This window comes from Lolliginicoccus suaedae (assembly GCF_008312885.1).
In the GTDB taxonomy this organism is placed as follows: Bacteria; Actinomycetota; Actinomycetes; order Mycobacteriales; family Mycobacteriaceae; genus Lolliginicoccus; species Lolliginicoccus suaedae.
This window is the reverse complement of the sequence record NZ_VSSO01000005.1, coordinates 167,663-192,338: the sequence shown is the minus strand read 5'-3', so window position 1 is coordinate 192,338 and position 24,676 is coordinate 167,663. Positions and strand designations below refer to the sequence as shown.

23 protein-coding genes are annotated in these 24,676 nt (G+C 69.4%); 7 read left to right on the top strand and 16 right to left on the bottom strand.

Annotated elements, in window-relative coordinates; all coding sequences use genetic code 11:
• Nucleotides 1-19: 19 nt before the first annotated feature.
• Genes FXO18_RS14795 through FXO18_RS14785 form a run of 3 tightly spaced genes read right to left on the bottom strand, consistent with a single transcriptional unit; the run spans nucleotide 20 to nucleotide 2,030 of the window.
• Complete coding sequence (locus FXO18_RS14795) at nucleotides 20-574, bottom strand: RNA polymerase sigma factor (RefSeq protein ID WP_149361902.1); 555 nt, start codon at nucleotides 572-574, stop codon at nucleotides 20-22.
• On the bottom strand, nucleotides 571-1,455 hold the full coding sequence (locus FXO18_RS14790) for a cytochrome c biogenesis CcdA family protein (RefSeq protein ID WP_149361901.1): 885 nt from the start codon (nucleotides 1,453-1,455) through the stop codon (nucleotides 571-573). Before FXO18_RS14790 ends, FXO18_RS14795 begins: the two co-directional genes overlap by 4 nt.
• 2 nt (nucleotides 1,456-1,457) lie before the next feature.
• Complete coding sequence (locus tag FXO18_RS14785) at nucleotides 1,458-2,030, bottom strand: redoxin domain-containing protein (RefSeq protein ID WP_149361900.1); 573 nt, start codon at nucleotides 2,028-2,030, stop codon at nucleotides 1,458-1,460.
• Between the two features lie 155 nt (nucleotides 2,031-2,185).
• Here FXO18_RS14785 and FXO18_RS14780 point away from each other — a divergent pair, with 155 nt between their 5' ends.
• Complete coding sequence (locus FXO18_RS14780; RefSeq protein ID WP_149361899.1) at nucleotides 2,186-2,926, top strand: Crp/Fnr family transcriptional regulator; 741 nt, start codon at nucleotides 2,186-2,188, stop codon at nucleotides 2,924-2,926.
• Here the strand turns inward: FXO18_RS14780 and FXO18_RS14775 are convergent.
• On the bottom strand, nucleotides 2,903-3,673 hold the full coding sequence (locus tag FXO18_RS14775; RefSeq protein ID WP_149361898.1) for a glucosamine-6-phosphate deaminase: 771 nt from the start codon (nucleotides 3,671-3,673) through the stop codon (nucleotides 2,903-2,905). The genes FXO18_RS14780 and FXO18_RS14775 overlap by 24 nt on opposite strands.
• 307 nt (nucleotides 3,674-3,980) lie before the next feature.
• Nucleotides 3,981-4,853: a pirin family protein gene (locus FXO18_RS14770; RefSeq protein WP_235900695.1), complete on the bottom strand. Its 873-nt coding sequence runs from the start codon at nucleotides 4,851-4,853 to the stop codon at nucleotides 3,981-3,983.
• Nucleotides 4,854-4,939: 86 nt separating this feature from the next.
• Here FXO18_RS14770 and FXO18_RS14765 point away from each other — a divergent pair, with 86 nt between their 5' ends.
• Complete coding sequence (locus FXO18_RS14765; protein ID WP_149361897.1) at nucleotides 4,940-5,791, top strand: alpha/beta hydrolase; 852 nt, start codon at nucleotides 4,940-4,942, stop codon at nucleotides 5,789-5,791.
• 4 nt (nucleotides 5,792-5,795) lie between these two features.
• Here FXO18_RS14765 and FXO18_RS14760 read toward each other — a convergent pair whose 3' ends face one another.
• Nucleotides 5,796-6,845 (bottom strand): hypothetical protein, encoded by a 1,050-nt coding sequence (locus tag FXO18_RS14760; protein WP_149361896.1) that lies wholly within the window; start codon nucleotides 6,843-6,845, stop codon nucleotides 5,796-5,798.
• A 105-nt stretch (nucleotides 6,846-6,950) separates the two neighbouring features.
• Between FXO18_RS14760 and FXO18_RS14755 the strand changes: the two genes are divergently transcribed.
• Complete coding sequence (locus tag FXO18_RS14755) at nucleotides 6,951-8,891, top strand: penicillin-binding transpeptidase domain-containing protein (RefSeq protein ID WP_149361895.1); 1,941 nt, start codon at nucleotides 6,951-6,953, stop codon at nucleotides 8,889-8,891.
• Between the two features lie 15 nt (nucleotides 8,892-8,906).
• Here the strand turns inward: FXO18_RS14755 and FXO18_RS14750 are convergent, their stop codons facing one another.
• From FXO18_RS14750 to FXO18_RS14730, 5 genes are all read right to left on the bottom strand, one after another.
• Complete coding sequence (locus FXO18_RS14750) at nucleotides 8,907-9,308, bottom strand: DUF3054 domain-containing protein (protein ID WP_149361894.1); 402 nt, start codon at nucleotides 9,306-9,308, stop codon at nucleotides 8,907-8,909.
• Nucleotides 9,309-9,370: 62 nt separating this feature from the next.
• Nucleotides 9,371-10,912 (bottom strand): adenylate/guanylate cyclase domain-containing protein, encoded by a 1,542-nt coding sequence (locus FXO18_RS14745; protein ID WP_149361893.1) that lies wholly within the window; start codon nucleotides 10,910-10,912, stop codon nucleotides 9,371-9,373.
• Nucleotides 10,909-12,408 (bottom strand): adenylate/guanylate cyclase domain-containing protein, encoded by a 1,500-nt coding sequence (locus tag FXO18_RS14740; RefSeq protein WP_149361892.1) that lies wholly within the window; start codon nucleotides 12,406-12,408, stop codon nucleotides 10,909-10,911. Before FXO18_RS14740 ends, FXO18_RS14745 begins: the two co-directional genes overlap by 4 nt.
• Nucleotides 12,409-12,432: 24 nt before the next feature.
• Nucleotides 12,433-13,602, bottom strand: coding sequence for a lysylphosphatidylglycerol synthase transmembrane domain-containing protein (locus tag FXO18_RS14735; RefSeq protein ID WP_235900694.1), 1,170 nt, complete (start codon nucleotides 13,600-13,602; stop codon nucleotides 12,433-12,435).
• A gap of 51 nt (nucleotides 13,603-13,653) precedes the next feature.
• A complete protein-coding gene (locus FXO18_RS14730; RefSeq protein ID WP_149361950.1) occupies nucleotides 13,654-15,150 on the bottom strand; it encodes an adenylate/guanylate cyclase domain-containing protein in 1,497 nt (498 codons plus the stop codon).
• Nucleotides 15,151-15,317: 167 nt separating this feature from the next.
• Between FXO18_RS14730 and FXO18_RS14725 the strand changes: the two genes are divergently transcribed.
• Nucleotides 15,318-15,953, top strand: coding sequence for a DUF1707 SHOCT-like domain-containing protein (locus tag FXO18_RS14725; protein ID WP_235900693.1), 636 nt, complete (start codon nucleotides 15,318-15,320; stop codon nucleotides 15,951-15,953).
• A 22-nt stretch (nucleotides 15,954-15,975) separates the two neighbouring features.
• On the opposite strand, the gene FXO18_RS14720 is transcribed toward FXO18_RS14725, so the two are convergent.
• The 5 genes from FXO18_RS14720 to trmB form a co-directional block, all read right to left on the bottom strand.
• Complete coding sequence (locus tag FXO18_RS14720; protein ID WP_235900692.1) at nucleotides 15,976-16,335, bottom strand: fluoride efflux transporter FluC; 360 nt, start codon at nucleotides 16,333-16,335, stop codon at nucleotides 15,976-15,978.
• On the bottom strand, nucleotides 16,332-16,763 hold the full coding sequence (locus FXO18_RS14715) for a fluoride efflux transporter FluC (RefSeq protein WP_149361891.1): 432 nt from the start codon (nucleotides 16,761-16,763) through the stop codon (nucleotides 16,332-16,334). The genes FXO18_RS14720 and FXO18_RS14715 overlap by 4 nt, the downstream gene beginning before the upstream one ends.
• 7 nt (nucleotides 16,764-16,770) lie before the next feature.
• A complete protein-coding gene (locus FXO18_RS14710; RefSeq protein WP_149361890.1) occupies nucleotides 16,771-18,972 on the bottom strand; it encodes an MMPL family transporter in 2,202 nt (733 codons plus the stop codon).
• 77 nt (nucleotides 18,973-19,049) lie between these two features.
• Nucleotides 19,050-19,745, bottom strand: coding sequence for an NYN domain-containing protein (locus FXO18_RS14705; protein WP_235900691.1), 696 nt, complete (start codon nucleotides 19,743-19,745; stop codon nucleotides 19,050-19,052).
• On the bottom strand, nucleotides 19,742-20,521 hold the full coding sequence (gene trmB / locus FXO18_RS14700; protein ID WP_149361888.1) for a tRNA (guanosine(46)-N7)-methyltransferase TrmB: 780 nt from the start codon (nucleotides 20,519-20,521) through the stop codon (nucleotides 19,742-19,744). The genes FXO18_RS14705 and trmB overlap by 4 nt, the downstream gene beginning before the upstream one ends.
• Before the next feature lie 111 nt (nucleotides 20,522-20,632).
• Here trmB and FXO18_RS14695 point away from each other — a divergent pair, with 111 nt between their 5' ends.
• From FXO18_RS14695 to FXO18_RS14685, 3 genes are read left to right on the top strand one after another with little or no spacing between them, the layout of a single operon-like run.
• Nucleotides 20,633-21,637, top strand: a complete 1,005-nt coding sequence (locus tag FXO18_RS14695) for a hypothetical protein (protein WP_149361887.1) — start codon at nucleotides 20,633-20,635, stop codon at nucleotides 21,635-21,637.
• Nucleotides 21,634-23,262: a hypothetical protein gene (locus tag FXO18_RS14690; protein WP_149361886.1), complete on the top strand. Its 1,629-nt coding sequence runs from the start codon at nucleotides 21,634-21,636 to the stop codon at nucleotides 23,260-23,262. Before FXO18_RS14695 ends, FXO18_RS14690 begins: the two co-directional genes overlap by 4 nt.
• A 16-nt stretch (nucleotides 23,263-23,278) precedes the next feature.
• A complete protein-coding gene (locus FXO18_RS14685) occupies nucleotides 23,279-24,661 on the top strand; it encodes a glucose-6-phosphate dehydrogenase (RefSeq protein ID WP_149361885.1) in 1,383 nt (460 codons plus the stop codon).
• Nucleotides 24,662-24,676: the final 15 nt, after the last annotated feature.

Genomic DNA, 24,676 nt, shown 5'->3' with positions numbered 1-24,676 from the left:
GGTGCCCGAGAATGCCGCCCTACCTGACCGCGGTATGCGGGCCGAGCACGCCCTGCTCGCGGAGGCTGCGGCGCATGCGATCGCGGGCACGGCTGAGGCGCGACATGACCGTGCCAATGGGGACCCCGAGCACTTCGGCGGCCTCGGCGTAGCTGAGCGAGTCCACATCGACGAGCAGCAGCGCGGTACGGAACCGCGGATCGAGACCAGCGAGGGACCGCTCGATCTCGCTGCTCAGCGTCGCGTCGAGGACCTGGTCCTCCGGAGTGACATCGGCCGTGGCGTTGAACGCGGGGCGGGCCCGGTGCTGGCCGGCGGGGTCCTCGATCACGTCGGGGCGCTGGCGCCGGTTCATGTTGATGTGGGTGCGGCGCAGGATCGTGAGCAGCCAGGCGCGGGGGTACTGCCCGTCGAAGGAGTCGATGGCTCGCCAGGCGCGGATGAGGGTCTCTTGCACGAGGTCCTCGGCATCGCTGTGGTTGCCGGTGAGGGTGCGGGCTACCCGCAGCATCACCTCCACCTCGGGCGCGATGTGGGTGCGGAATGCTTCGGCCGGCGAGAGGGGTGATGTCATCGTTCAGCCCTCGATCCTGCCGGTTCCCGGCGCTGTGCCCTCAGCAGGACCGTGGCGGCGAGGCCAGCGGCGAGCAGCGCGGCGATGGTGAGCACTCCCACCACGCCGAGGGAGTCGACCAGGCCCGCGAGGAACTGCTGCGCGGAGAGGGCCCCATCGACGATGGGGTCGACGACGGGACCGTCGGAGTAGATCAGGCGCAGCTCCCACACCCCGTAGTAGGCGACATAGGCGCCCGCGGCGAGCATGAGCCCCCCGGCGATGCGATTGACGTGGGGGAGCAGTCGTCGCATCGACTGGACGAGGCCGGAGCCCGCGAGGACGATCGCGATCGCGAGGATCCCCACGACCACGGCCATGCCGGTGCCATAGGCGAGGAAGGCGACAAGGCCATCGAGGAACGTGCCACCACGGAACGTGACGGCGGTGACGGCGAGGAACGGCCCGATGGTGCACGACAGCGATGCGGTGGCGTAGGCGAGGCCGTAGCTGAACATCGATCCGATGTGGCCGGTGGGGGAGCCGCCCCGCATCTTCGGAAGCATCACGGTCAGCTCGCGCCCCGCGAGGAGCCAGGCCCCGAGACCGATCAGCCCGAGACCGATCACGACGGTGACGAACGGCAGGTATCGCGCGGCCTGGGACGCGAGGGGGGTGATGATCAGCCCTGCCGCGCCGAAGACAGCAAGGAAGCCCGCGGTCATGGCGGCGGTGGCGGTGAGTGCCCGGCCGAGCGACCTCGTGAGGCCCGGCTCCTCATCGCTCGAATCCTCGCCGGCGATGACCAGGGTCAGGTAGGCGGGCAGCATCGCGAACCCGCACGGGTTGAACGCCGCCACCATCCCCGCGGCGAGCGCGAACCCGAGCGCTGCGAGGTCCATGGCTAGTTCCTGGTCAGCGTGTCGAGGCGCTCGGTGAGCTCGTCTGGCGAGAGGGTGCCACGAACCACGTCGATCTCGCCGCTATCGGACACGAACGCGAACGCCGGTTGCTGCGTCACGCCGAACCCCGCCCACACCGCGGCGTTGGCATCGTTGATGTGGCTGAAAGCGCCCACGTCGTACTTGTCGACGAATTCCTGCATCGCTTCCGCGCTGTCCTGCGCGGCCACGCCCACGAAGTCGACCTCCGACCCGTAATCCTCGGCGGCATCGGCGACGTGCGGGGCCTCGCGCTGGCAGACCGGGCACCACGGTGCCCAGAACCAGAAGACAGTATCTTGACCCAGGTAGTCGCTCCCGTTCACGGGCTGGCCCTCGAGGGTCTCGGCAGCGAAGCGCAGCTCATTGGGAACCTCGACCTCCTGCCCATCGACGCTGACGCTCTCCGGTGCCGCGGGCGCGGCTGCTTGCGGCTCGGTGGTACTCGAGCCGCACGCACCGAGCGCGAGCGCGCTGGCAGCAGTGAGGGCGCTGAGGCTCGCGAAGCGTGGATTCCAACGGCGGGGCAAGCTCATCAGGGGAAGATCCTCCAGGCAGCAGTATCGATGACGCTATCGACGCTATGCAGGGGCGCCGCGCCGCGCTGCCGCCGTGTCACCGAGATGACAAACTCCTTACACCCGGGCGCGTGATCCCCCGACCGGGAGGCCGAGCAGGCACCATGGAGGGCATGGGAGTCCCGGGCTTATCACGTGCTCCGCTGGGTCGCGCCGCCGCGCTGCTCGGCGATGATCCGCATAACGACGCCGGCCTGCGCCATGCCGCGTGGGTGGCGCGGTGCGTGGGCCGGGGCGAGGCGGCACCGCTGACCGTCTCGGACGTCACAGCCCTCGCCGAGCACATCCAGGTGCGTTCCTACGAGTTCGCCGAGCGGATCTTCCACTCCGACTCCCCGCCGGGCGGGGTGTGGATCGTCAAGTCCGGCAGGGTGGAGCTCACCGTCGGCACCGGACCGCGCAAGCTCGTGGTGCAAGTACTGCGGGGCGGCGATGTCGATGGCGACGTGCAGCACTTCCTGGACATGAACATGCCCTACGACGCGCACGCCCTCGAAGGAGCGACGCTGCTGTTCCTCGACAGCAAGGCATTCGATGCGCTTCTCGCCGAGCGGCCCACCGTGGCGCGGCGCTGGCTGCTCAGTGTCGCCCAGCGTGTTGCCACGAGCCAGAACCGCATCATCGACCTGCTCGGCTGCACCCTGGCCGAGCAGGTGGCGAAGACGCTGCTCGCCGAGGCCGTCGGAGATGTGGTGGAACTGCCGCAGAAGACCCTCGCAGCGATGCTCGGCGTGCAGCGGCAATCCCTCAACCGGGTGCTCAAGAAGTTCGAGCGCGACGGGTTGGTCGGGATCCGCTACAGCGCGGTCGATATCCGGGACTCGGCACGACTAGGGGCGATCGCGCGTGCCTGAGTGGTCGCGCCCATAGGCTGGCAGCTCCAGCTTGCTCGCCGCCGCAGTATCCACGACGAACGTCGCGCGCGGATGCCATTGCAGGATCGACGCCGGGCACCGGGCGGCCAGCGGCCCCTCCACGGCGGCAGCGACGGCGGGTGCCTTGCGCGCGCCCGTCGCGATGAGCACGATCTCGCGCGCCTCGCTGATCGTGCCCAGGCCCTGTGTGAGCGCCAGTTGGGGCACGTCATCGAGGTGATCGAAGAACCGGCTGTTATCCATTCTCGTCTGCTCGGCAAGCGCCACTACGCGGGTGCGGCTCGACAGCGATGACGGCGGCTCGTTGAACCCGATGTGCCCATTCGTGCCGATGCCGAGGATCTGCAGATCGATGCCCCCATGCGTGGTGATCAGGTGATCGTAGCGATCAGCCTCGGCGATCAGATCGGACGCATCACCCCGCGGCCCCTCGATACGACTCTCGGGAATGCCCGCGGCCTCGGTGAGATCGCGGCGGATCACCTGGTGGTAGGACTCCGCGTGCCCGCGGGGAAGGCCCACATACTCATCGAGCAGGAACACCCGCGCGTGGGCGAACGACAACTCGCCGTGCTGCACCCGCTGGGCCAGCTCCTGGTAGGTGGGCACCGGCGAGGAACCCGTCGCGACGCCCAGGTTGACCACCCGGTGCCGGAGCGCGCGAGCGACGATATCGGCAGCAGCCCTGGCGACCCCGGAGGGATCGGCCGCGATGACGACCTCCACTCGTCGGTTCCTCCTTCCGGCATGCTGGGGCGCGGCCCGGCCTGCGTGGCGGCCCGCTCGATCCCATGCTGCCCCATCCTTCGTGGCCAGGTGGCCGGAACGCGATCATGGTGGTGTGCTGGGCGGGTGGCCTTGCGCGCGGGGGCCGCCATTATCGGTGAGCGGCCTGGTCGGCAAAAGCACCGGAAACGGGTAAACGCGATAGAAGCTGGCCCGGATTCCCCGCGGTTTCTATCGCGTTTGCATCCTCGCTAACACCCTCGCTGCCCGACGCCCCCTAAGCGACGCCCGCCGCAAACCCGCAGCGCTACCCCCACAGCCCGGCGTGCATCTCCCACACCAGCACCTCGGCACCATCCTCGCCAGCCGTGAAACCACCACCCGCGCCGGTGAGCCGCACGGAGTCCCCGGCCCGTAGCTCGATCTCGCCGCCAGAAGGCTCGCCAGAAAGCTCGCCGCCGAGGCGATCGCCGCCAGAAGCCGCGCCGCCGGAATCGTCCGCTACCGCCCCGCCCCGGAACGTGACAGTTCCGCGCGCCACATGCAGGTGGATCCACGGGGCCGAGGGCAGTTCGAGCGAAGTGCCCGCACCAGGCCGCACGGCGTGCAGGGCAGCGTGTGTGTTGCCGAGCGTGACGGCGGCAGTGCGCTGGTGCTCGGCCATGCCGGAGGCGAGGACGACCCACGTCCCGCCCTCGAGCGCGGTGCTGACGTCGGCCTGCGCGTAGTCGGGGGTACCACCGGTGCTGGTCGGTGTCACGGTCATCTGCAGGAACCGGACGTGGGCACTGGGCAGGTCGGTGGATCCGGGGGCGGGGTCGTTGCGCTCGGAATGCTCGATGCCACTGCCTGCGCTGAGCCGTTGCACCTGGCCGGGGCGGATGATGCCGGTGTTGCCGCTGGTGTCGCGGTGCACGAGGCTGCCCTCGAGCACCCAGGTGATGATCTCGTTGTCGCGGTGTGGGTGAAGGTCGAAGCCGGTGCCGGGCGCGAGGGTCTCGTCGTTGTGGATGAGCAGGCAGCCGTGGTGGGTGTTGGCGGGATCGTAGTGCGGCCCGAAGGAGAAGCTGTACCAGGCATCGGACCAGGTGGTGCTGGTGCGGAAGCGCTCCTCGGCGCGAACGATGCGTACCGAGGACGAGGGCCGGGGCATGGATGGCCGAGGTGATCGAGGGGGCATGTCAGCTATTCCGTTCGCGTGCGTTCTGCGGGCGCGCCCGCTGCGCCACCACCGCTCCGAACGATCGGGTGCCTACAATCGAGCCCGTGGAGCATTCGGAGTCATCGTTCAATGGCGTGCAGGGAACACAGATTGTCTACCAGGTATGGAAGCCTGATGCCGATCCCACGGCAGTGATGGTCATCGCGCATGGCCTGGGCGAGCATGCCCGGCGCTACGCGGATGTGGCGGCGGAGCTCACCGCGCGGGGCATCCTGGTGTATGCGCTGGATCATCGGGGCCATGGCCGATCGGCTGGACGTCGCATGGCGCTGCGGGAGTGGCAGGACTTCCTCGACGATCTGGGCACGATGCTGGGCATTGCTCGCGATGCGGTGCCGGACGTGCCGCTGATCCTGCTGGGCCACAGCATGGGTGGGGCGATCGCCTTGACCTACGCGCTGGATCGCCCGCGCGATCTCGATGCGCTGGTGCTGTCCGCGCCGGCGGTGAGGCTTGCCACGGGTACGCCCAAGGTCGTCATCGCGGTCGGCAAGGTGCTCGGGCGGTTCCTGCCGTGGGTGCCGGTGGAGAAGATCGATCCCGCATCGGTCTCCCGCGATCCCGAGGTGGTGGAGCGGTACAAGGCGGATTCGCTGGTGCATCACGGCATGATCCCGGCCGGCATTGCCCGGCACCTGGTGCTGACGATGGAGTCGCTGCCCGCGCGCATCCCGGCGCTGCGCGTGCCGACGCTCGTCCTGCATGGCAGCGCCGACCAGTTGGCGGACGTCTCGGGCAGCCGCATGATCCCGGAGCTCGTCACCGGCACGGAATGCACCTTGCATGTGTACGACGGGCTCTATCACGAGGTGTTCAACGAGCCGGAGCGCCAGCAGGTGCTCGGGGACCTGCTGGAGTGGCTTGCCCCTCGGCTGGTTTCGGCGCGCACGGGCTAGCTCGCTAGGAGCGCGGCCCGTCGAGCAGCAGGGCCTGCACCTCGTCGCTGTGCGCGAAGGGGCCGAACAGCCGTTGGACGATGCTTGTGAGCATGCCGTTGGCGGCGGTGAGCTCGAGGATCGGGGGAGCGAAGCGCAGCGCCTCCTCGATCATGTCGTCGCGGCTGACCCCGACCTCGTCGAGCAGTTCCGCGAGGGTCACGGCGGAGTACTTCTCGAAGAAGTAGGCCACGCCCTCGCTGACGATGCTCCGGAAATGGGTGGTCTGGCGGAAGTCGCGCCAGAACTCGAAGCCCAGGATGAGGAAGTCCTCGATGTCATCGGGGTCGACCGCAGCGATCACGGATCCGACGGGATCGCTCGAGTGCTCGTCCCACAGCTCGAGGATCGCCTCGACGAGCGGCTCGTTGTCCGAGAGGACTCCGTCCACGTGCGTGCGGGAGATCAGCCGCTGGGTGGTCCGCTCGGCGAGCTCCCGGACAGCGATCTCCAGGGAGTGGCCTGCTCGCGGCGCGATCCTCGAGGTGATCCGCTCGGTGACGTCGAGCAGCGTTCCCAGGCCCGGTAGCGCCCGCGCTGATTCGTGCTGCCGATGCAGCTTGCCCGCTGCGGACCGGTAGAGGAACAACGAGATCCAGCGCGCTGTCACCGGGCTGCTGACGATCTCCTCGAGGAGCCTGCGGAACGCCGGCAGGCTCGTGACCTTCTCGGCGAGCCCCGCGAAGTGCTCATCGTCGACGACATCACTGATGGGAGCCTCGCTGGCGAGGAGCGTGCGGGCATGCACGCGCCGCGCGATCTCCCCGGAGAGCTCCGGGATCGCGCCCTCGATGCGCCACTCGGACGCATACTTCAGGGCTACTCCGGCCACCTGCTCGGCGGTCATCACCTCGCCGAGGGTCAGCATCTCGGCAGCCTCGAGCGCATGATCGACTTCCTTGTGCACGAGCTCGACGAAGCGCTCGCCGGTCAGTTGCTCGATCATGTACCGCGCGAACGCATCGACGAGCAGGTCGGAGCTGGACGAGGATGGGGTCGCATCGGGGGTAGTCACGCACCCCAGGATAGGGTGCGCCCGGGCCGGGTGCTTGCCTGGGATTCCGGTAAGAATCACGCTGCTGGCTACGCATAGTTGAAACGGACAGGCACAATCGGGTCTGTGTGCCCCGCAGCCCTGTTCCCCGCGCGACGCCGCTACCGCGCGGCGCTGGCGCTGGCGCTCGCGGGAATGCTGGGCGCGGTGATGCTCACCGCGTGCGAGGCAGACCCTGCCGGGGCTCCCTCGCCGTTGCCGGTGATCCGGGATTTCACGACGGCCCTGGCGGCCGGTGACCTCGATGCGGCAGCGAGCCTCACCACCGAGCCCTCGCGGGCAGGCGATGGCCTTGCCGCCATCTTCGGTGCCCTCTCGGGCAATGGCGCGGAGTTCGCCGTGCAGGGCCTCGACGTGGACCGCGACGAGGCCAGCTTCACTCTGGGCGCGGCCTGGGACCTGGGCGAGAGTGCCTACGGGCCGCGACGGTGGGTGTTCTCCACGACGGGGCTCGCCTCGCAGACCAGCGATGGCTGGCGGATCGTCTGGCGCCCCGATGTCATCATCCCCGGGATGACCGATCAGCAAACGGTGCGCCTGCGGCCCGAACCGCCGCCGCCCACCGAGATCCTGGACCGCGATGGGGCTCCGCTCCTCGCGCAGTCCATCGTCCACGTGGTCACCGTGGACCCTGCCGAGGCATCGAGCAACGGCCGTCTGGCGGAGGATCTCGCGGGATTGCTCTCTCCGGTGGATCCGCGGATCACCCCCGCCTCGCTGCTGCTCGCGATCAACGCGGGCCAGGGCCAGGAGGTTCCCGTCGTCGAGCTGCGCGACGAGGACTACCAGCCGCTCGCCGACCAGATCGCCAGCATGGGTGGTGTATCGGTGGAGCAGCGGCGGGGCATCCTCACCGCTCGCGACGACCTTGCTTCGCCCCTGTTCGCCCAGCTCCGTGCCGAATGGCAGCATCGCCAGGATGTCTCCGCGGGCTGGAGCGTCGAGCTCGTCGACCGGAGCGGGGCGGTGACGGTGCTCGAGCAGTCCCCAGGGATCCCGCTGCCTGACATAACCACCGAGCTGGACCTCGATGTCCAGCTCGCCGCCCAGCGGGCCGTCGAGTCTGTCGCCGACAGCCCCGCCATGATCGTCGCGCTGCAATCCAGCACGGGTGCTGTCCTATCGGTCGCGCAGAATCCCGCCGCCGACGTCATCGGTCCTATCGCGCTCGCTGGCCTGTACGAGCCGGGGCCGGTCTTCGGGATGGTCACTGCGATCACTGCGCTCGAGAATCGACAGATCACCAACAAGTCGACGGTCTCCTGCCCGCCCGAGGGCACGTACGGAGATCGGCATGTCGCCAACCCTGGCCTGCTCGATCTCGCCGAGGTGACGTTCGCCGAGGCGTTCGCGCGATCCTGCGCCACCACCATCGCGGACCTCGCCACCGGCATGGACAGCGGTGAGCTGCACGGCACGGCGGTGCGCCTCGGCCTTGGCAGGGACTTCTCGATCCCCGGCATGACCACGGTGTCCGGAACGATCCCGATGACAGGATCGACCGCTGATCGCGTGGCCACCGCGCTCGGGGCCGGTGGCACCATGGTGTCGCCGTTCAGCATGGCGCTGATGGCGGCAACGATCGCGCGCGGCACCACGCCGGCCCCGATGCTCCTGCGGGGCCGTCCGGCTATCACTGGCGAGCCAACGGCAGGAATCGCCTATCCGGTGCTGCGGGATGCCCAGCGGCTCATGCGGGGATTCGTGGAAACGGGTGCCGCCGCGAGCCTGGCGGAGTACCGAGGCCTGATCGGCGTGACTGGCTCCGCCAGCGATGATGCCGGGAGAAGCATCAACGATTGGTTCATCGGAGTGGACGGCAACCTGGCGTTCGCCGTCCTTGTCACCGATCCGTCCGCCACGGGCGCCGTGGCGGTAGCTGGCCGGTTCCTGGATCCTCTCGTTGACAAGGAGGCCACGAGCACGGACGAGGCCGCCGTCATCACGGAAGCCCCTCTCGCGGGCGTGCCCACCACGGAACGGCCGAGCAGCGGCGGCAAGAACTAGCAGCGGCGCGGGCGCCTAGGCCGCGGCACTGGGCGCATGCCCGCCGCGCAGCCGGATGAAGATCCTGGCGATCAGTCGCCAGCCCAGCAGCAGTGCCGCGGTGATGATCGCCGCGGTCAGTATGAATGGCCACGGGATCGCGGTCGCGGTGAGCAGCCGGAGGACGATGCCGCCGGCCATGGTCCATGCCCACACCGCGACGCCCGCGGGGAACAGCTTGGTCACGTCGGCGGAATCGAGCGCGCGCAGCACGGTGAACCAGCCCGCCGCCAGCCCGATGAGGAAGGGCCAGGCTGTCTCCAGGACGGCACCGGGCGTCACGATCTCACCGTGAGTGATGCGACCGGCCGTGGCGAAAGCAATGATCGCGACAACATCAACGACGATGGCGGCAGCAACAACGCGAGGGGAATGCACGAGGCCAGACTAGCCGTTGCGACCGATCGGGGACCAGTGCGCCGCCAGCGGGCGCATCGCGCCTAGCGCGGAACGGCCAGCCTGGTCGGGGTGGGGCGGCCCCGCAGGGTCACCGCGGATGCTGGCTGCCAGCGCGCGGCCTCCGCCGCGTCGGCCTGCCGCACCACCTTGTAGGCCGCGAGGACCCGCCCGTTCCAGGACTTCGCGAGGTCGGTCAGGCGGGCGGCCTCGTTGACGGGATCGCCGATCACGGTGTACTCGAGGCGATTGCGGGCGCCAACGTTGCCCGCGACGGCCTTGCCGACGGAGACGCCGATCCCGAAGTTCAGCTTCGTCGTCGCGGGAATCCGGGATCGCAGCTCGCGGGCGGCAGCGAGCGCGGCACCGGCATGGTTGGCGCGCGCGACCGGCGCTCCGAACACCGCGAGCACCGCGTCGCCAGTGAACTTGTTGACCATGCCGCCGTGGACATGCACGGTATCGACAACGACCTCGAAGAACTCATTGAGCATCGCGGTGACCCGATGTGGTGGCCACGTCTCGATCAGGCGCGTCGAGCCGACGAGATCGACGAACATCACCGATACCTCGCGCAGCTCGCCGCCGAGCGAGCCGCCACGCTGGAGGACTTCCTGGACGACATCCTCGCCGACCCGTGCCCCGAACAGCTCCGAGATGCGCTGCCGCTCGGCGAGCCCCCGCACCATCTGGTTGAAGCCGTACTGCAGGCGGCCGATCTCCGAGCCGTCGTAGATGGGCACCGAGATGTCATAACTGCCCGACTGGACCTGGGTCATCGCGGAGCTGACCTGCTTGATGGGGTCGGCGATGGACCGCGCGACGACGGCCATGCCGAAGAACCCCACCACGATGGTGAGGAGCCCCAGGATCACCACGGCCGATGCGGTCTGCTCGGTATCGGGCAGGAACGAGGAGAAGAACCGGAACGACACGACGAATGCGATCCACACCAGGGGGATCGCGGCGGTGACGAGCCACATCATCATCAGGCGCAGCGCGACGGTCGTCGCGGACCGCGAGTCCACGCTGCGGCCGCTCATGGCGTCGGCGATGGTGCGGCGCAGGATCCGCTCCGCGACGAAGTAGCTGATCGCGCAGCAGATGATGCCGTTGGACACGAAGGTCGAGAACACCATCGCCACGAGCTGCGGGCTTCCGGTGCGCACGATGCTGACGCTGAACATGATGCCGATGGCGAACCAGAGCATGCCGATCAGGCCGGTCTGGCGGGCCGGGGCGCTGACGATCAGCTCGTACTGCCGCGTCGAGGGTATTCCGCCGTGCTTCATCCAGAAGAAGATCGGGCGCCCGTGCCAGATCGAGATGGCGCAGGCCACGGCGACCGCGAGGGGTATGGAAGTGACGAGGAGCATGGTGTTCGATGCCCGGATGTCCGGGGTCACGGCCGCATTGGCTGGCAGCGGGATGATGTAGCGCAGCAACGCGAAGCTCACGATGACGCCGACGACGTTGGTGACCGTCAAGGAAGTGACATACGCGATGGTGACGGGCTTGAGCAGCTGGTTGAGGATATCGACGAACTGCTGGGTGACGGGCCTGCGCCCGGTCCGGGTAGCGGTCATTCCGTCACCTCGTCGGGCGCGAGGGGCTCGGCGACCCGCTCGTCGCCGATGGTCACGAACGACCAGTGCGGAGACTGGCGGGGCGCGGCGAGCAGTGTCACCGCGCTTGCCACGACCCGGCCCGGGCGCTTCTTGGCCAGGTCGCTGAGACTGGCGGCAGCGATGACGGGGCCGCCCAGGATGGTGTACTCGAACCGGTTGGTGGCGCCGATGTTCCCGGCCAGCGCGGTGCCGGTGGCGACACCGATGCCGAAGTCCAGGGCGATGCGGCCACGCAGCGACTGGTGCAGCGCCAGCGCGCACTCGAGCGCCTCGTGCTCGGGATCGCTCAGGGAAATGGGCGCGCCGAAGACAGCGATCGCCGCGTCCCCCTCGAACTTGGTGACGAAGCCACCGTGCTCGGCAACCTCGTCGACGACATGCTCGAAGAACTCGTTCAGCGCGCCCACCACCTCTTCGGGAGAATGCGTGGTCGCCATCGTGGTGGAGCCCACGAGGTCGACGACAAGCGCTGTCACGGTCACCAGCGAGCCACCCCTGTTGTTCCCTTGCTCGATCGCGGACCGCGCGATCTCCTCGCCGACATGCTTGACGAACAGCTCGGAGAGCCGCCTGCGCTCGGACAGGCCGAGCACCATGCGGTTGAAGCCGGTCTGCAGCTCGCCGATCTCCGAGCCGTCGTACACATTGACCCGGATGCCAAGATCCCCAGCCTCGACCCGCGACATGCCATTGCTCACCTGCCGGAGCGGATCGGAGATCGAGCGCGATACCGCCACGATCCCGATCATGCCGATCACCATCGCGATTGCCACCTGGACGAGAACGGCGAGGTTGAGGCCCGGATTGACGGGCCCCTCCTGGTCGACGATCTGCGAGAGGGACACCAGCACGATCCCGAAGGTGGGAACCGCGGTGGTCAGGCCCCAGATGAGCAGCACGCGCGCGCCGACGCCGGGGGCATGTATCTGCTCGGGAGTCTCCACCGACATCGCGATCGCCGTCAAGGGGCGCAGGATGCGCTCGCCGAGCACGTAGTTGAGCGCCGTCGATACCGCGCCCGACATCGACAGCGTGATGATGATCAGGATGATCAGCTGGGTCGAGCCGATGCTCACGTTGATCACGACGAAGCCGATCACCGCGACGGCCCAGGTGATCGCTTCCACGACGACCTGCCGGGTGGTCTGGCGCAGCGCGACCCGTGCCTCGTGCGGGCGGGGGAGGCCGCCACGCGCCAGCCACTCGAGGTTGGCCCAGCTCAGGCGCAAGTGGATCAGGGGCGCGGTGATCGCGACGATGCTGCCGCCTACCACTGACCAGGCGACGTTGCGCTCCCAGATCCCCACTGGGTCCGGCAGCGCGGGGATAGGGATAACGGTGCCGACCAGGACCAGCGCGGTCATGGCCGCGATGAGCGAGACCATCAGCACGCTCAGGACGTAGGTCAGCACGATGGGGTGCGCGAGCTGCCGGAGCACATCAAGTCGGTTCATGGGCGCGCAGGGCTCCTCACCGGCTCACGCCCCTTCGCGATCATGCGGGCGGCGCGCAGCGGTGCCTGGCAGCTCGCGCGCGTCCGCGCCACCAGCCGGAGCAGGGGCATGCCCGGGGGCCGGCGCCGCCTGGTCCTCGCTGGCCGGGGCGGAGCGGAACATCACGAGGAACACGATCCATCCCGCGATGTTCAGCAGCACCAGGGTGACCAGCCGGTAGACGAACACCGCGGCGAGCGCCTGCGAGGCGGGCAGCCCCGCGGAGACCGTGAGCGCCACCACCAGCGTCGCGTCCACGGTGCCGATGCCGCCGGGGGCGAGCGGTACCGATGCCACGGCCTTGGACGCGGTGAACGCGATGATCAGGCCAGCGATGCGCGGATCCGCCCCCACGGCCAGGCACGCGAACCACAGGCACGCCACATCGGTGCTGCGATGCACCAATGACCACCAGAAAGTTCGCGTGGCATCCCACGGGCCCAGCCGCACGGCCTCGATCTGGTCGAGCACGGCCCGCACCCGATCGACGCCCTGGCGCGGGGGCCTGTGCCGCAACCTGTTCGCCAGCCCCACGATCCGCCGGCCCACATGCTCGAGGCGGCGCGGATTGCGCTGCGCGAACCGCAGGGCCAGCACCAGCGCGAGCACGCCCAGCAAGGACATGCTGAGCGTCAGCGGGCTGATGCTGTTGCCCACCGCGATGGCACCGATCGTCCCGACGACCGCCAGCGTGGCCGTGGCGATCACCCCGGCCATGGCAAGCTGCCAGGTCGCCACCACATGCGTGGCGCCCCAGCGTCGCGTCTGCCGATAGGTGAAGGCCGCGGAGAATACCTGTCCCGCGGGCAGCGTCAGCGTCATTGCCGTCGAGGCGTAGAGCACCGCCTCGGAGCGCCGCTGCGATACCTCCACGCCTCCAGCATGCAGCAGCACGCGCTGGACGCCCCCGAAACCGGTCATCGATAGCGCGGTGCCCGCGATGCACGCGAGGAACCAGCCGACGTGCAGCTCGCGGATGGCCCGCACCGAGTCGGAGAATGTCGGCCACAGCACCACCCCCTGGATGATGAGCAGTGCCGCGAGCACCAGGGCCGCGACCATCCGCCACCGGCGGAAGCGACCTCCCTTGCCCCGCATGGCAGCATCCACGCTAGGTGCCGTGGCCCCATCGGGGTGCTGCGCGGACGATGTCACGTCGCCAGAGTATCGACTCGCGTGCCGCCACGTGGCGTTGGTGGTGGTTTGTTATCGCGATTCAGCGCTGGAGGGAATCGCGGTGGTGGCCTGCGTGGCGCCGCGGGCGCGTGGCCAGGCCAGCTGGGTCAGCTTGATGCGTCCGCGCAGTGCAACGAGCTCCCCGAGCTCCCAGTGCTCCTGCTCCTCCTCGCTGGCGAAGTACACGGTGTGGCTGGATGCCAGCACGCTGCCGGGGCGCTTCTTCGCCAGCTCGGTCAGCCGTGCCGCCTCGTTGACGGGATCGCCGATCACGGTGTACTCGAAGCGCTCCACCGAACCGATATTGCCTGCCACGACCGTGCCGGAGGACACCCCGATGCCGATCCGCACATCGGGCAGGTCCTCGAGCTCGGCACGCAGCTCGCGCGCCGCCGACAACGCCGCGGTGGGGGCGTCCGCCCGGTACAGGGGCGCGCCGAACACCGCGAGCGCCTCGTCGCCGACGAACTTGTTGACGAACCCCCCGTGGCGCTTGACCACGCCGATCACGATGTTGAAGAACTGGTTGAGCATCGCCACGACCTCGGCGGGCTGCATCGTCGCGACGATGCGCGTGGAACCGACCATGTCGACGAACAGCACCGCCACGAACCGCGTCTCGCCACCGAGCTCGGTGCCGAACTTCAACGCCTGCCGGGCGACATCCTCGCCCACATGCTGCCCGAACAGCTGCCGCAGCACGCGCCGCTCCGCGGAGTCGGCCATCATGCGGTTGAAGCCGACCTGCAGCAGCCCCACCTCGCTGCCGTCGTACACCTCGACCTGCACGTCATCGCCCCGTTGCGCCTCGGTCACCGAGCGCGTGAGATCCCGCAGCGGGATGGAGACCTGCCCGGAGAGCAGCGCCGTAGTGATCATCGCCGCCACCATCATCACGATGGCCACGATCAGCACCGACCACGCGAACGAGCGCGGCGCATACATGTGCGGCGTGGCGAGCTGGGTGATGCACAGCGCCGCGATGGCCACCGCGGGCACCAGTGTTCCAGTGATCCAGCCGAGCGTCATGCGCAGCCGCACGCTGGGGACCATCCGCCGGTCCGGCACGCCCATCGACAGCGCGCGGGCCGAGATCGGGCGGATCAGTTGCTCCCCGATCAAGTAGGACAGGCCGAACACCACGATGCCGGCGAGCATGACGGTTCCCGCGGCGGCGCCCGTGAGCTCGGGCAGCTCCATCCTCACGAGGACCACGAACAGGATCCCGCCGACCGCCCACAGCACGAGGTGGACCAGTGCCTGGAGCAGGGGCCCGCGCATCGCCATGAGCTGCTCGCGCCGGGTGGGCGGGCCGCCGCGCACGTACCAGCGCAGGATGATGCGCAGGATCTGGATGGCGCTGCCCAGGATCACCAGCCCGCACAGCGCCATGTACGCGGACAGGATCAGCTGGCTGGCCTCGCCCTGCACGATCAGGCCCGGCCCGGGCGAGGTGGGCAGCCCGTAGCGGATGAACGAGAGCACGAACACCGCGCCCAGGAAGTTGAACGCGAGCATGAAAAGCACAAACAGCACCCAGCGAATGCTGAGCGTCCGCGACAGCGAACCCGGAATGAGCTTCACCGCTCTTACGGTACTGCCAGCGCGGGAGCATCGGCATCGGTTGCGCGCTGATGCCCTGTTGAGAGAATACTGAGAGGCCCGCGGCGGAGGACGGGCAGAGGCGAAAGGGCGTGGGCGGCGTGGACGAGAAGGACCTGCGAGTATCCGATGCCGAGCGCGAGCACATCGGCCAGCTGCTCCAGCGCGCGGTCGGGCAGGGCTACATCTCGATCGCTGAGTTCGGCGAGCGCATGGACCAGGCGATGGCGGCACGCACCCGCGGCGAGCTGAACGCCGTGGTCATCGATCTCCCCGGCATGCGCCTGCACGCCGAGGCGCGCGAGCCAGTCCCGGCCTCGCCCCTCGCGCAGCCGATCCCGGGCAGCGGGCCGGGCCAGGGGAGCGTCCTGCTCCGGGAACGCTTCGGTACGTTGACGAGGAAAGGAAGCTGGACCGTTCCGGGCCGGATCGAGCTGCGCACGCTATGCAGCGACGTCACCCTGGACTTCACCAGCGCGCGCCTCGCGAGCCCTGTCCTGCACATCGCCATCGACGACAAGGCATCGACGATCGTCCTCATCGTCAACGAGAACACCACTGTCGACACGAGCGCGGTGGAGACCATCGCGGGAACGGTGACCACCCGCATCACCCCTTCGGCGGCGGCGCCCCGGCTTGCGATCATGGTCAGCGGCAAGCTGTGGTTCGGCACGCTGAAGGTCCGCCACCCGCGCGGGACCACCCTGCGCAGGATGCTCGGCTCCTAGCCGCCCCACGTCGCCGCGCGCTTCACAGCATGCCCGCTGCCGAAGCCGCGATCACGAACGCCAGCAGCCCGCCAGCCGTGTTGGCCACCACATTGATCCCCGCGATGCCCCGCGCACGGTGCTCGGCGAGCCGCACCGTGTCGAGCGCGAACGTCGAGTAGGTGGTCAGAGCGCCGCACAGGCCCACGCCCACCAGCAGCACGAGGTCCCCGGGCAGCGCGAGCCCTGTCACCGCACCGAGCAGCCCGCACCCGGCGACATTCACCGCCAGCGTGCCCCAGGGGAACGCTCCGTCATGGAACGTGCTGATCCACCGATCAGCGAGATACCGCAGGGGAGCGCCCACCGCGGCGCCGATGACGACCAGCAGCCAGTCCATCATCGTGGTTGCCCGTCATTGGACCGCGCGAGCACGAGGCGGGCGGCGCGCGTTCCCGCCCAAGCCGCTGCCAGCGCGGCGAGCAGAGTGAGGACGAGGTACGTCCCGCCGAGCATGATGCTGCCACCGGAGAGCAGGCCCTCTGCCTCGCCCGCGTACGCGGAGAAGGTGGTGTATCCGCCGAGGAAGCCCGTGCCGAGGAATGGCCGGGCCAGCGGGGGGCCCTTCATCGCTTCGGCGACAACGACCATCAGCACCCCGATGGCGAGGCATCCGGTCGCATTGACCAGCAACGTCGCCCAGGGGAAGCCACCGGAATACGGCAGGAGCAGCGACAACCCATACCGGGACGCCGCGCCCATGGCGCCGCCGAGGGAGACCACCGCGATGGCGGGCCCCTGCCCGGCGAGAACGGTCGTGGCGCGTGCCATTGCTGGGCTAGCCGACGCGGTCCGGCACCGGGCCAGCCGTCGAGGAGTCCTCCACGGGCACGGGATCATCATGGCCGAGCTCGTCGGCGAGCTCATGCTCCTGCAGCCCGATGCGCCGCTGGATGCGCTTCATCCATTCCGGCGCCCACCAGCACTCGTCGCCCAGCATCGCCATCACCGCGGGCACGAGCAGCATGCGGATCACGGTCGCATCGATGATGAGCGCGGCGATCATGCCGAACGCGATGTACTTCATCATCGCGATCTCCGAGAGGCTGAACGCACCGGTCACCACGATGAGGATCAATGCCGCGGCGGTGATGATGTGACCAGTCTGCGCCGTTCCCATCCGGATGGCCTCGGTGGTGGACGCGCCGCGCGCCCGCGCCTCGACCATGCGGGAGACGAGGAACACCTCGTAGTCGGTGGACAGCCCGTAGATGATCGCGATGATCAGCACCACCACCGCTGCCATCAGCGGACCAGGGGTGAAGTCCAGCAGGCCCGCGCCGTGGCCCTCCACGAAGATCCAGGTGAGGATGCCGAGAGTGGATCCCAGGCTCAGGCCCGTCATGACCACGGCCTTGATGGGCAGGGTGAGCGAGCCAAACGCCAGGAACATCAGCAGCGTCGTGATGACGATGACCATCACCGCCATGTAGGGGAACGTATCGACCATCGCATCGATGCTGTCGCGCTCGATCGCCGGACCGCCACCGACGAGCACCTCGGTGCCCTCGGGAACGTCCATGGCGCGCAGCTGCTCGATCGCGGCGGCGGACTCGGCCTCATCGACCAGCCCGGCGCTGAGCATCACGGCATCGCTGTTGCGCTGCTCGAGGGTGAACTGGCCGGTGAAGCCGTCGACGGCGTTCGCCTGCCGCAGCACCTGACCAGTGGCGGAGAGATCACCGGTGATGACGACTTGCACGGGCTTGGTGCGGAACTCGGGGAAGAGCTCATCGAACTGCTCCTGCGCCTGCCGCGTCTCGTTGGCCGGCGGGAGGTACTTCTCGGACAATCCGCCGAACGCGATATTGCCGATGGGGATGATCAGCAGCAGCAGGCCAACGACGACGGGGATCGCGACGCGCATGGGTCGCTTGATGGACCAGTTGGCGATGCGCCCCCAGAACGTGTGCTGCATCTGCCCGGCAGGCAGCGTCGGGCGCAGGCGGGCGAACCCGAGAGCATCGATCCGGCGGCCCAGGATCGACAGCATCGCCGGCAGCAGCGTCACCGCGAGCAGCGCCGCGATGGTCACGGCCGCGATCGCGCCGTACGCGACGGACTTGAGGAAGCCCTGCGGGAACACCAGTAGCCCGCCGAGGCTGATCGCGATGATCGTCGCGGAGAACACCACGGTGCGGCCCGCGGTGGCCACGGTTCTTCGGACGGCATCACGCACCTCGTAGCCCTCGGCGAGCTCCTCCCGGTAGCGGCTCACGATGAACAAGCCGTAGTCGATGGCAAGCCCGAGGCCGATCAGGGAGATCACCGACTGCGCGAAGACGTTGACCTCGACCACGTTCGTCAGCAGCCGGGTCGCGCCCCAGGCCCCAGCGACGGTGAGGACGCCGGTGATCACGGGAAGCGCGGCGGCGACGACGCCGCGGAAGATGAGGAACAGCAGCACGGCGACGGCGGGGAGCGCGATCAGCTCCATCCGCTTGATGTCGTCCTCCATGCCCTTGCTCAGCGCGTTGGCCACCGGCTGCAGCCCGGCGAGCTCCACATCGAGGCTCGTATCGAGCAGTTGCGGCTCGATGGCCTGGTAGTTCTCGAGCACCTCGGTGTCGTTGGCGCCGAGCAGGCCAACGCTGGCGATCGCGTGCTGACGGTCGCGGGTAGCCATGACGCTGAAGCCGGAGGTCCAGTAGGACTCGACGAAGTGCACCTCGTCCGGGTTGCGATCACGCACCCCGGCTAGCAGTTCCTGGGCCTGCGCGGCGAACTCGGGATCATCGACGGTGCTGCCCTCGGGCGCGGTGAACAGCACGACGATGTCGCCGCGATTGTCACGGCCGAAGTTCTCGTTGACGATGCGGTCCGCGGCGACGGACTCGCTGCCCGGATCGTCCCAGCCGCTCTGCGACAAGCGATCCCCCAGGCCGAGGCCGTAGGCGCCAGTGGCGAGCAGGAGCCCGACCATCACAGCGAGGACGGTGAACCGCGCGGTGTAGACGAACTGGCCCGCCTTCGCGAACAATGTGTACTCCTTCGAACGAGCTATCCCGCTGCCGCGGCAGCCACGACCTCCAACAGTGGCAGAACGTGGCGCGAATGTCAGCGTATGGTGAGCAACGCCGCAAGCGGCCGGAACGGCTGCAGCCAGGCGCCCTCGTCGGGCAGCGACTCGAGGCTGACCCTGGGCAACGGCTCGCGGAACACCCCGGTGATGTCCTCGAGGTCGACGAACTGCAGCAGCGTCGAGGCCACCGCCCAGCTCGCGTGCTCGCGGAACCCGATGACCTGCACGGGCACATCGTCCTCGGCGAGCTCCTCGAGCGGCTCGCGGAACGCCTGGCCATCCGCGGACGCCACCATGAGGCCGGCCAGGCCGTCGGTGGCGTGGCGCATCTCGATGTGGTCGAGCATGTCCGCGTCGACATCGCTGTCATCGTCGATCTTGGGCTTGGCGAACACCGCGAAACCAACATTGCGCAGTGCCTCCACCCAGGGACGCACCACGTCGGCGCTGCCGGGGGCGATATTGGTGAACACTGTCGCCTCGGGCTCGAACGAGCCGGCGGGGGCGCCGGTGCTTCGCTCGAGCTCGGCGGTGCGCTGCAGCAGCCATCTGCCGAGGGCGTCGAAGCGGGGACGGTACGCGGCGGTGGGGCGGCCGCCAAGGATCGCGCCGAGGCCCATATCGAGGTTGGGGGCATCCCAGACGAGGAGCACGCGACGGCGATGCCCGCCCCCGCTCGGGCTGGCAGGGCCGCCCGCGTGGCTGGCAGTGTCGTCGTTGCTGAGACTCATCGTGGAAGCTTCCCCCATGCGAAGTCGGATATCGAGTTACCGATGCGGGCCGCCCGGCCCTCGAACTTGGTCTCCGGGCGGGCACTGCTCATCGGCCACGGCCACGTGACCGGACCGAGCAGGGGCTCAGCATTGCCGGATTCCTCGATGAACCCAGCGTACTCGGCATGATCGGTCGCGACGTGCACGACCCCGCCGGGCCGCAGCCGCGTCGCCATCAGGTGGAACATCGCGGTCGTGAGCAGCCGGCGCTTGTGGTGGCGCTTCTTCGGCCACGGATCGGGGAAGAAGACGCGGAAGCCATCTACGCCCTCCGGCGCGAGCATGTCCTCGAGGATCGATACGGCATCGCCGCGCAGCACCCGGATATTGGTGATGCCGTTGTCCTCGATGAGCTGCAGCAGCTTCGCGAGGCCCGGCTTGTACACATCGATGGCGACGAGGTTGATGCCCGGCTCGGCGAGCGCCATTTCTGCTGTCGCGGTGCCCGTGCCGCAGCCGATCTCGACCACGAGGGGCGCCTCCCTGCCGAACCACTCGGTGGCATCGAGCGGGGAATCGCTGGCGTCCCGGCCGAGAATGCCCCATTGGCGGTCCCACACATCCTGGCGGGTCGGCTTGAGCACACCGGTGCGGGTGCGGAAGCTCGTGATCCGCGGATGGGCGGGCGCATCGGTGTGGCCTGGGCCAGCGCTGGCGGCCTCATCGCCGGGATGCGGCGCGGGCTCGGGCGTCGACGCGGACGGGGGCTGCTGGGGGCGGGAATCACTCGGCACGTCCCTATCGTCCCTGATTCGGGCGGGAACACCATCATGGGGGCCGTCGCTTGGCGCTGCCCGGTGGGCCCGGCCACACTAGTACCGGGGAGACCGGTGGAGGAGGACGGCATGGGGGAGCAGCAGCTCGCGCCAGGCGCGGGACTGGTCCGGGTGATCGGCACGCCAGGTTCCGGGGTGTCCACGCTGGCCGGCGAGATCGCCTCCTGGTGGCCGGGCGAGGCACCATCCGGGGGGCGATGGCTCGAGGTGCGCGAGGGCCGGATCACGGTGGCGGGCACGATCGAGTGGGACGGGCCGCCGCCAGCGGCGCGCGGGGTGGTGGTCCACGTGCTCGGGCAGCGATCGCGGCCGGAGGACAATGCCGCCCCCGGCGCGCTGCCGCACGATCATCATCCGCGCGGCCAGGAATGCCCCGGCGAGGAATCCTGCTCGCGGGTCATCGCCGTGCGCGCGCGGGCCGACCTGTGGTGGCCCGCTGAGCGGGGATCGAGCGAGGAATCGCGGGTTTCGGCGCGTCACCACGCCAGTTCCACCGATCGTGATCCCACAATGGACGTGGTTGCCCTCAGTGCGCTCCACGGCCGGGCGCCCCGCGTGCTCACGCTCGCCGACCTCGAGTCGCTGCGGGCGCTCGCGAGCGCGTCGGCGTCGGGCACGGAGGCGTACTGGCTCGCCGGGGACCTGTTCGCCCGGGGAGCAACCGCTATCGAGGCCGCGCAGCGGCAGCGCCTGCTCGAGGTGCTCGACCTGACGGGCATCAGGATCGCGGTGGACGCGCTGCGGGCCAACGAGTACCTGGCGCTCGACGAATTGGGAGAGCTGATGCAGCAACACAGCGGGATCGGTGCACTGCGGGAGCGGCTCGCGCACGCCCTGTGGCGCGCGTCTGCCCTGCGGGCCGGTGACGCGCGGATCGATGGCTCCGATGCGGTGGCAACGATCCTCGACGTTCCCTGGAGCCCGATCGCGGCGGCCGTGGACCGCGCCAGGCTGATCGAGCTCGCCGCGGATGCCCGCGCCCGGGCCCGCGCCGCGATGACCCCGCGCTCGGCACGGGCAGCGCTCGCCGAGTACCAGCACATGGTGCGGCTCGCGCAGGGATGCGCGCAGTGAGCACCAACGAGGCTGTTCGCGCCGCCATCCAGGACAACGTGGCCGCGCGCATGCTGGCCGATGACCTTCATCGCACGCTCGCCGCGCACGAGCCCGACTCAGCGGCCGAGCTCTCGGGGCTGCGGTCCATCCGTGCCCCGCGCACCCGCGACGCCATCGACGTGGTGGTGATCGGGGCCGGGGACCCGGGCCGCAATGGGCTCGTCGAGGCCCTCAACGCCACTGATGCGACGGGTGGAGTGCGCTACGTCGAAAGCGAGCTCGAGCCGGGCTACGAGGACAGCGTGACGATCCCGGTGGCACTGATGGTCTTCGATGCTGCCGGGCCCATCGGGAGCACCGAGCTCGCCGAGCTGCGCGCCCTCGCCCACAGCGTCGACCAGGTCGTCTTCGCCATCACGAAGACCGATATGCACACCAACTGGCGGCAGGTCCGTGACCGCGACGCCCAGCTGCTGTCGATCCACACTCCGCGCTTCACCGGCGCCGAGATCCATCCCGTGGCGACTCCGCTCGTCCACGCCGCCAATGACCGCCGCGATACCGACCCCGAGGCCGCCCGATCGCTCGCTGACTCCGCCGGCATCGATGCGCTGCATGCCGCGGTGCTCGCGCGCCTCCCCGCGCCCAGGACCGACTACGTCGCTCGCAACGTGCTGTGGTCGATGGTCGGGGCGCTGCAGGACGCCCAGGCCGCGCGCCAGCGCATCGGCCGCGACATCCAGAACAACCCCGAGATCAACCGGTTGCACCGCGTGCGCGCGGAGCTGCTGCGCACCCGCGGCGCGGGCCGCACCGAGGACCTGACCACCGTGCGTGCCGACATCCAGCGGGCCCGGGTCGACCTCGGGCATGAGGTCACTGGGTGGGCGTCGAGCACAGCGGCGCTCGCCCGCAACGAGATCGATGCCCTCGACGGTCGCGCGCTCGCCGACTACCCGGCCCGCATCAGGAAGCTCGCCCGGGCCGGGCGGGAGCAGAACCAGGCCCGGATCACCGAGCGGGCGACCGAGCTGTTCGCCACTCGCTCGCTGCCCGTGCCCGAGCCGGTCGCCGATACCGCCGCGCAGCGGGCCAGTGACGCGCCCAGCGGCCAGGCCAGCGCCGAGGCGCCAGACATCATGCCCCGCCGCGGGCCCGAAGACTATGTGATTGCCGTCCTCGGTGCTTCCGCCGGGCTTGGCCTCGGTCGCCTGTTCCTTGGCCCGCTTGCCCTCATGCCGGTGATCGACATGATCGCCATCCCCCTGACGCTCCTGCTCGGCGTGGTCGCGGCGCTATGGATGCTGCGCGTGCGCCGCCAGGTGGTGGCACGCGGCCGCCTGCGCGAATGGACCGCCACGCAGATCAGCCAGGCGCGGGCGCTCATGGAGCGCGAGGTCGCCAACCGGCTCGTCACCGCCGAGCAGCACCTCGTGACCGCCACCAACGGGGCGCACGACCGCAGGCTCGCCAGCACCGATGAGGACATCAGCGAGCATGAGGCGAGCCTGCGGATGCTCACCGCGCGCCGGGATGACCGGCTCGCCGAGCTGACCGGCGAGATCAACGAGATGAACCGGGCGATCGATCGGGCCATGGCGTTCCTCCGAGGGCCCGGTGAGCCAGCGGAACAGGCCGGATAGCCCTAACGTGAGGAGGGTGAAGACCCGCACCCTGCTCGTGCTCGGCGCCAATGGCGACCTCGCTCACCGCCTGCTCCTGCCCGGCCTGCGCAGCCTGATCGATGCCGAGCCCGGTCTTGATGTGCGCCTCATCGGGGCGGGCCGCAAGGACGTCCCGGACGAGGACTGGAAGCAAGGCCTCGCGGAAGCCCTCGGCGTGAAGGATGAGCATGCCCCCGACGGCGCGAGCGCCCGGCCGCTCGGGGTCGTCGAGAGCTCGCGCTACGTGCAGGCCGATGTCGCTGATGCCCGCGACCTGCAGCGGCTGCTCGAGGCATGCCCCACCGCGCCCGCCGTGTACTTCGCGCTGCCACCAGCGGTGACCATCGCGGCCTGCGAGGCCCTGCGCGGGATCGAGCTGCCGCCCGGCACCGTGCTGGCGCTCGAGAAGCCGTTCGGCACGAGCGTGGTTACCGCCCGGCAGCTCAACGAGCTGCTCGCCGCCCTCATCCCGGAGGAGCAGGTGTACCGGGTCGACCACTTCCTCGGCAAGTCCACGGTGCTCAACCTGCTCGGCCTGCGATTCGCCAATCGCATCTTCGAGCCGGTGTGGAACAGCACCTCGGTCGATCACGTCGAGATCATCTATGACGAGAAGCTCGGCCTCGAGCAGCGCGCCGGCTACTACGATCATGCGGGCGCGCTGACCGACATGATCCAGAGCCACCTGCTGCTCGTCCTCGCGCTGGTGTGCATCGAGCCCCCGTCCGGCCTCGACGCCGACGACCTGCGGGGCGAGATGGCACAGGTGCTCCGCGCCACCCGGCCCTATGGGGGTGATCCGGCAGCGGCATCGCGCCGGGCCCGCTACACCGCCGGAACCATCGAGGGCCGCGCGTTCCCCAGCTATGCCGACGAGGAGGGCGTCGATCCCGCGCGGGGCACCGAGACCCTCGCGGAGCTGACGGTGGGAGTGGAGAACTGGCGGTGGTCGGGGGTGCCGTTCACGCTGCGGTCGGGCAAGGCGCTCGGGGACGCCCGCAAGGAGATCATCATTACCTTCAAGCCGGTGCCGCACCTGCCGACCGGGTTCCTGGGCTGCGCGTCGCCGCCACGGCTGCGGATCATCCTGGGCCCGGATTGCTTGCACCTCGACCTGAACATCAACGGTGCCGGGGATCCCTTCACGCTCGAGCCCGTGACCCTCTCGGCCCAGTTCGCGAAGGGGGACATGACGCCCTACGGCGAGGTCCTCGGGGGCATCCTCGACGGGGACCAGCTGCTCTCCATCCGCGGCGATGTGGCCGAGCAGTGCTGGCGCATCATCGAGCCCGTGCAGCAGGCATGGCGGGCCGGTGCCGTGCCGCTCGAGGAGTATCCAGCGGGGACCCCGGGCCCGGCCGGGTGGGGAGCGCACTGAATCCACGGGAATTCT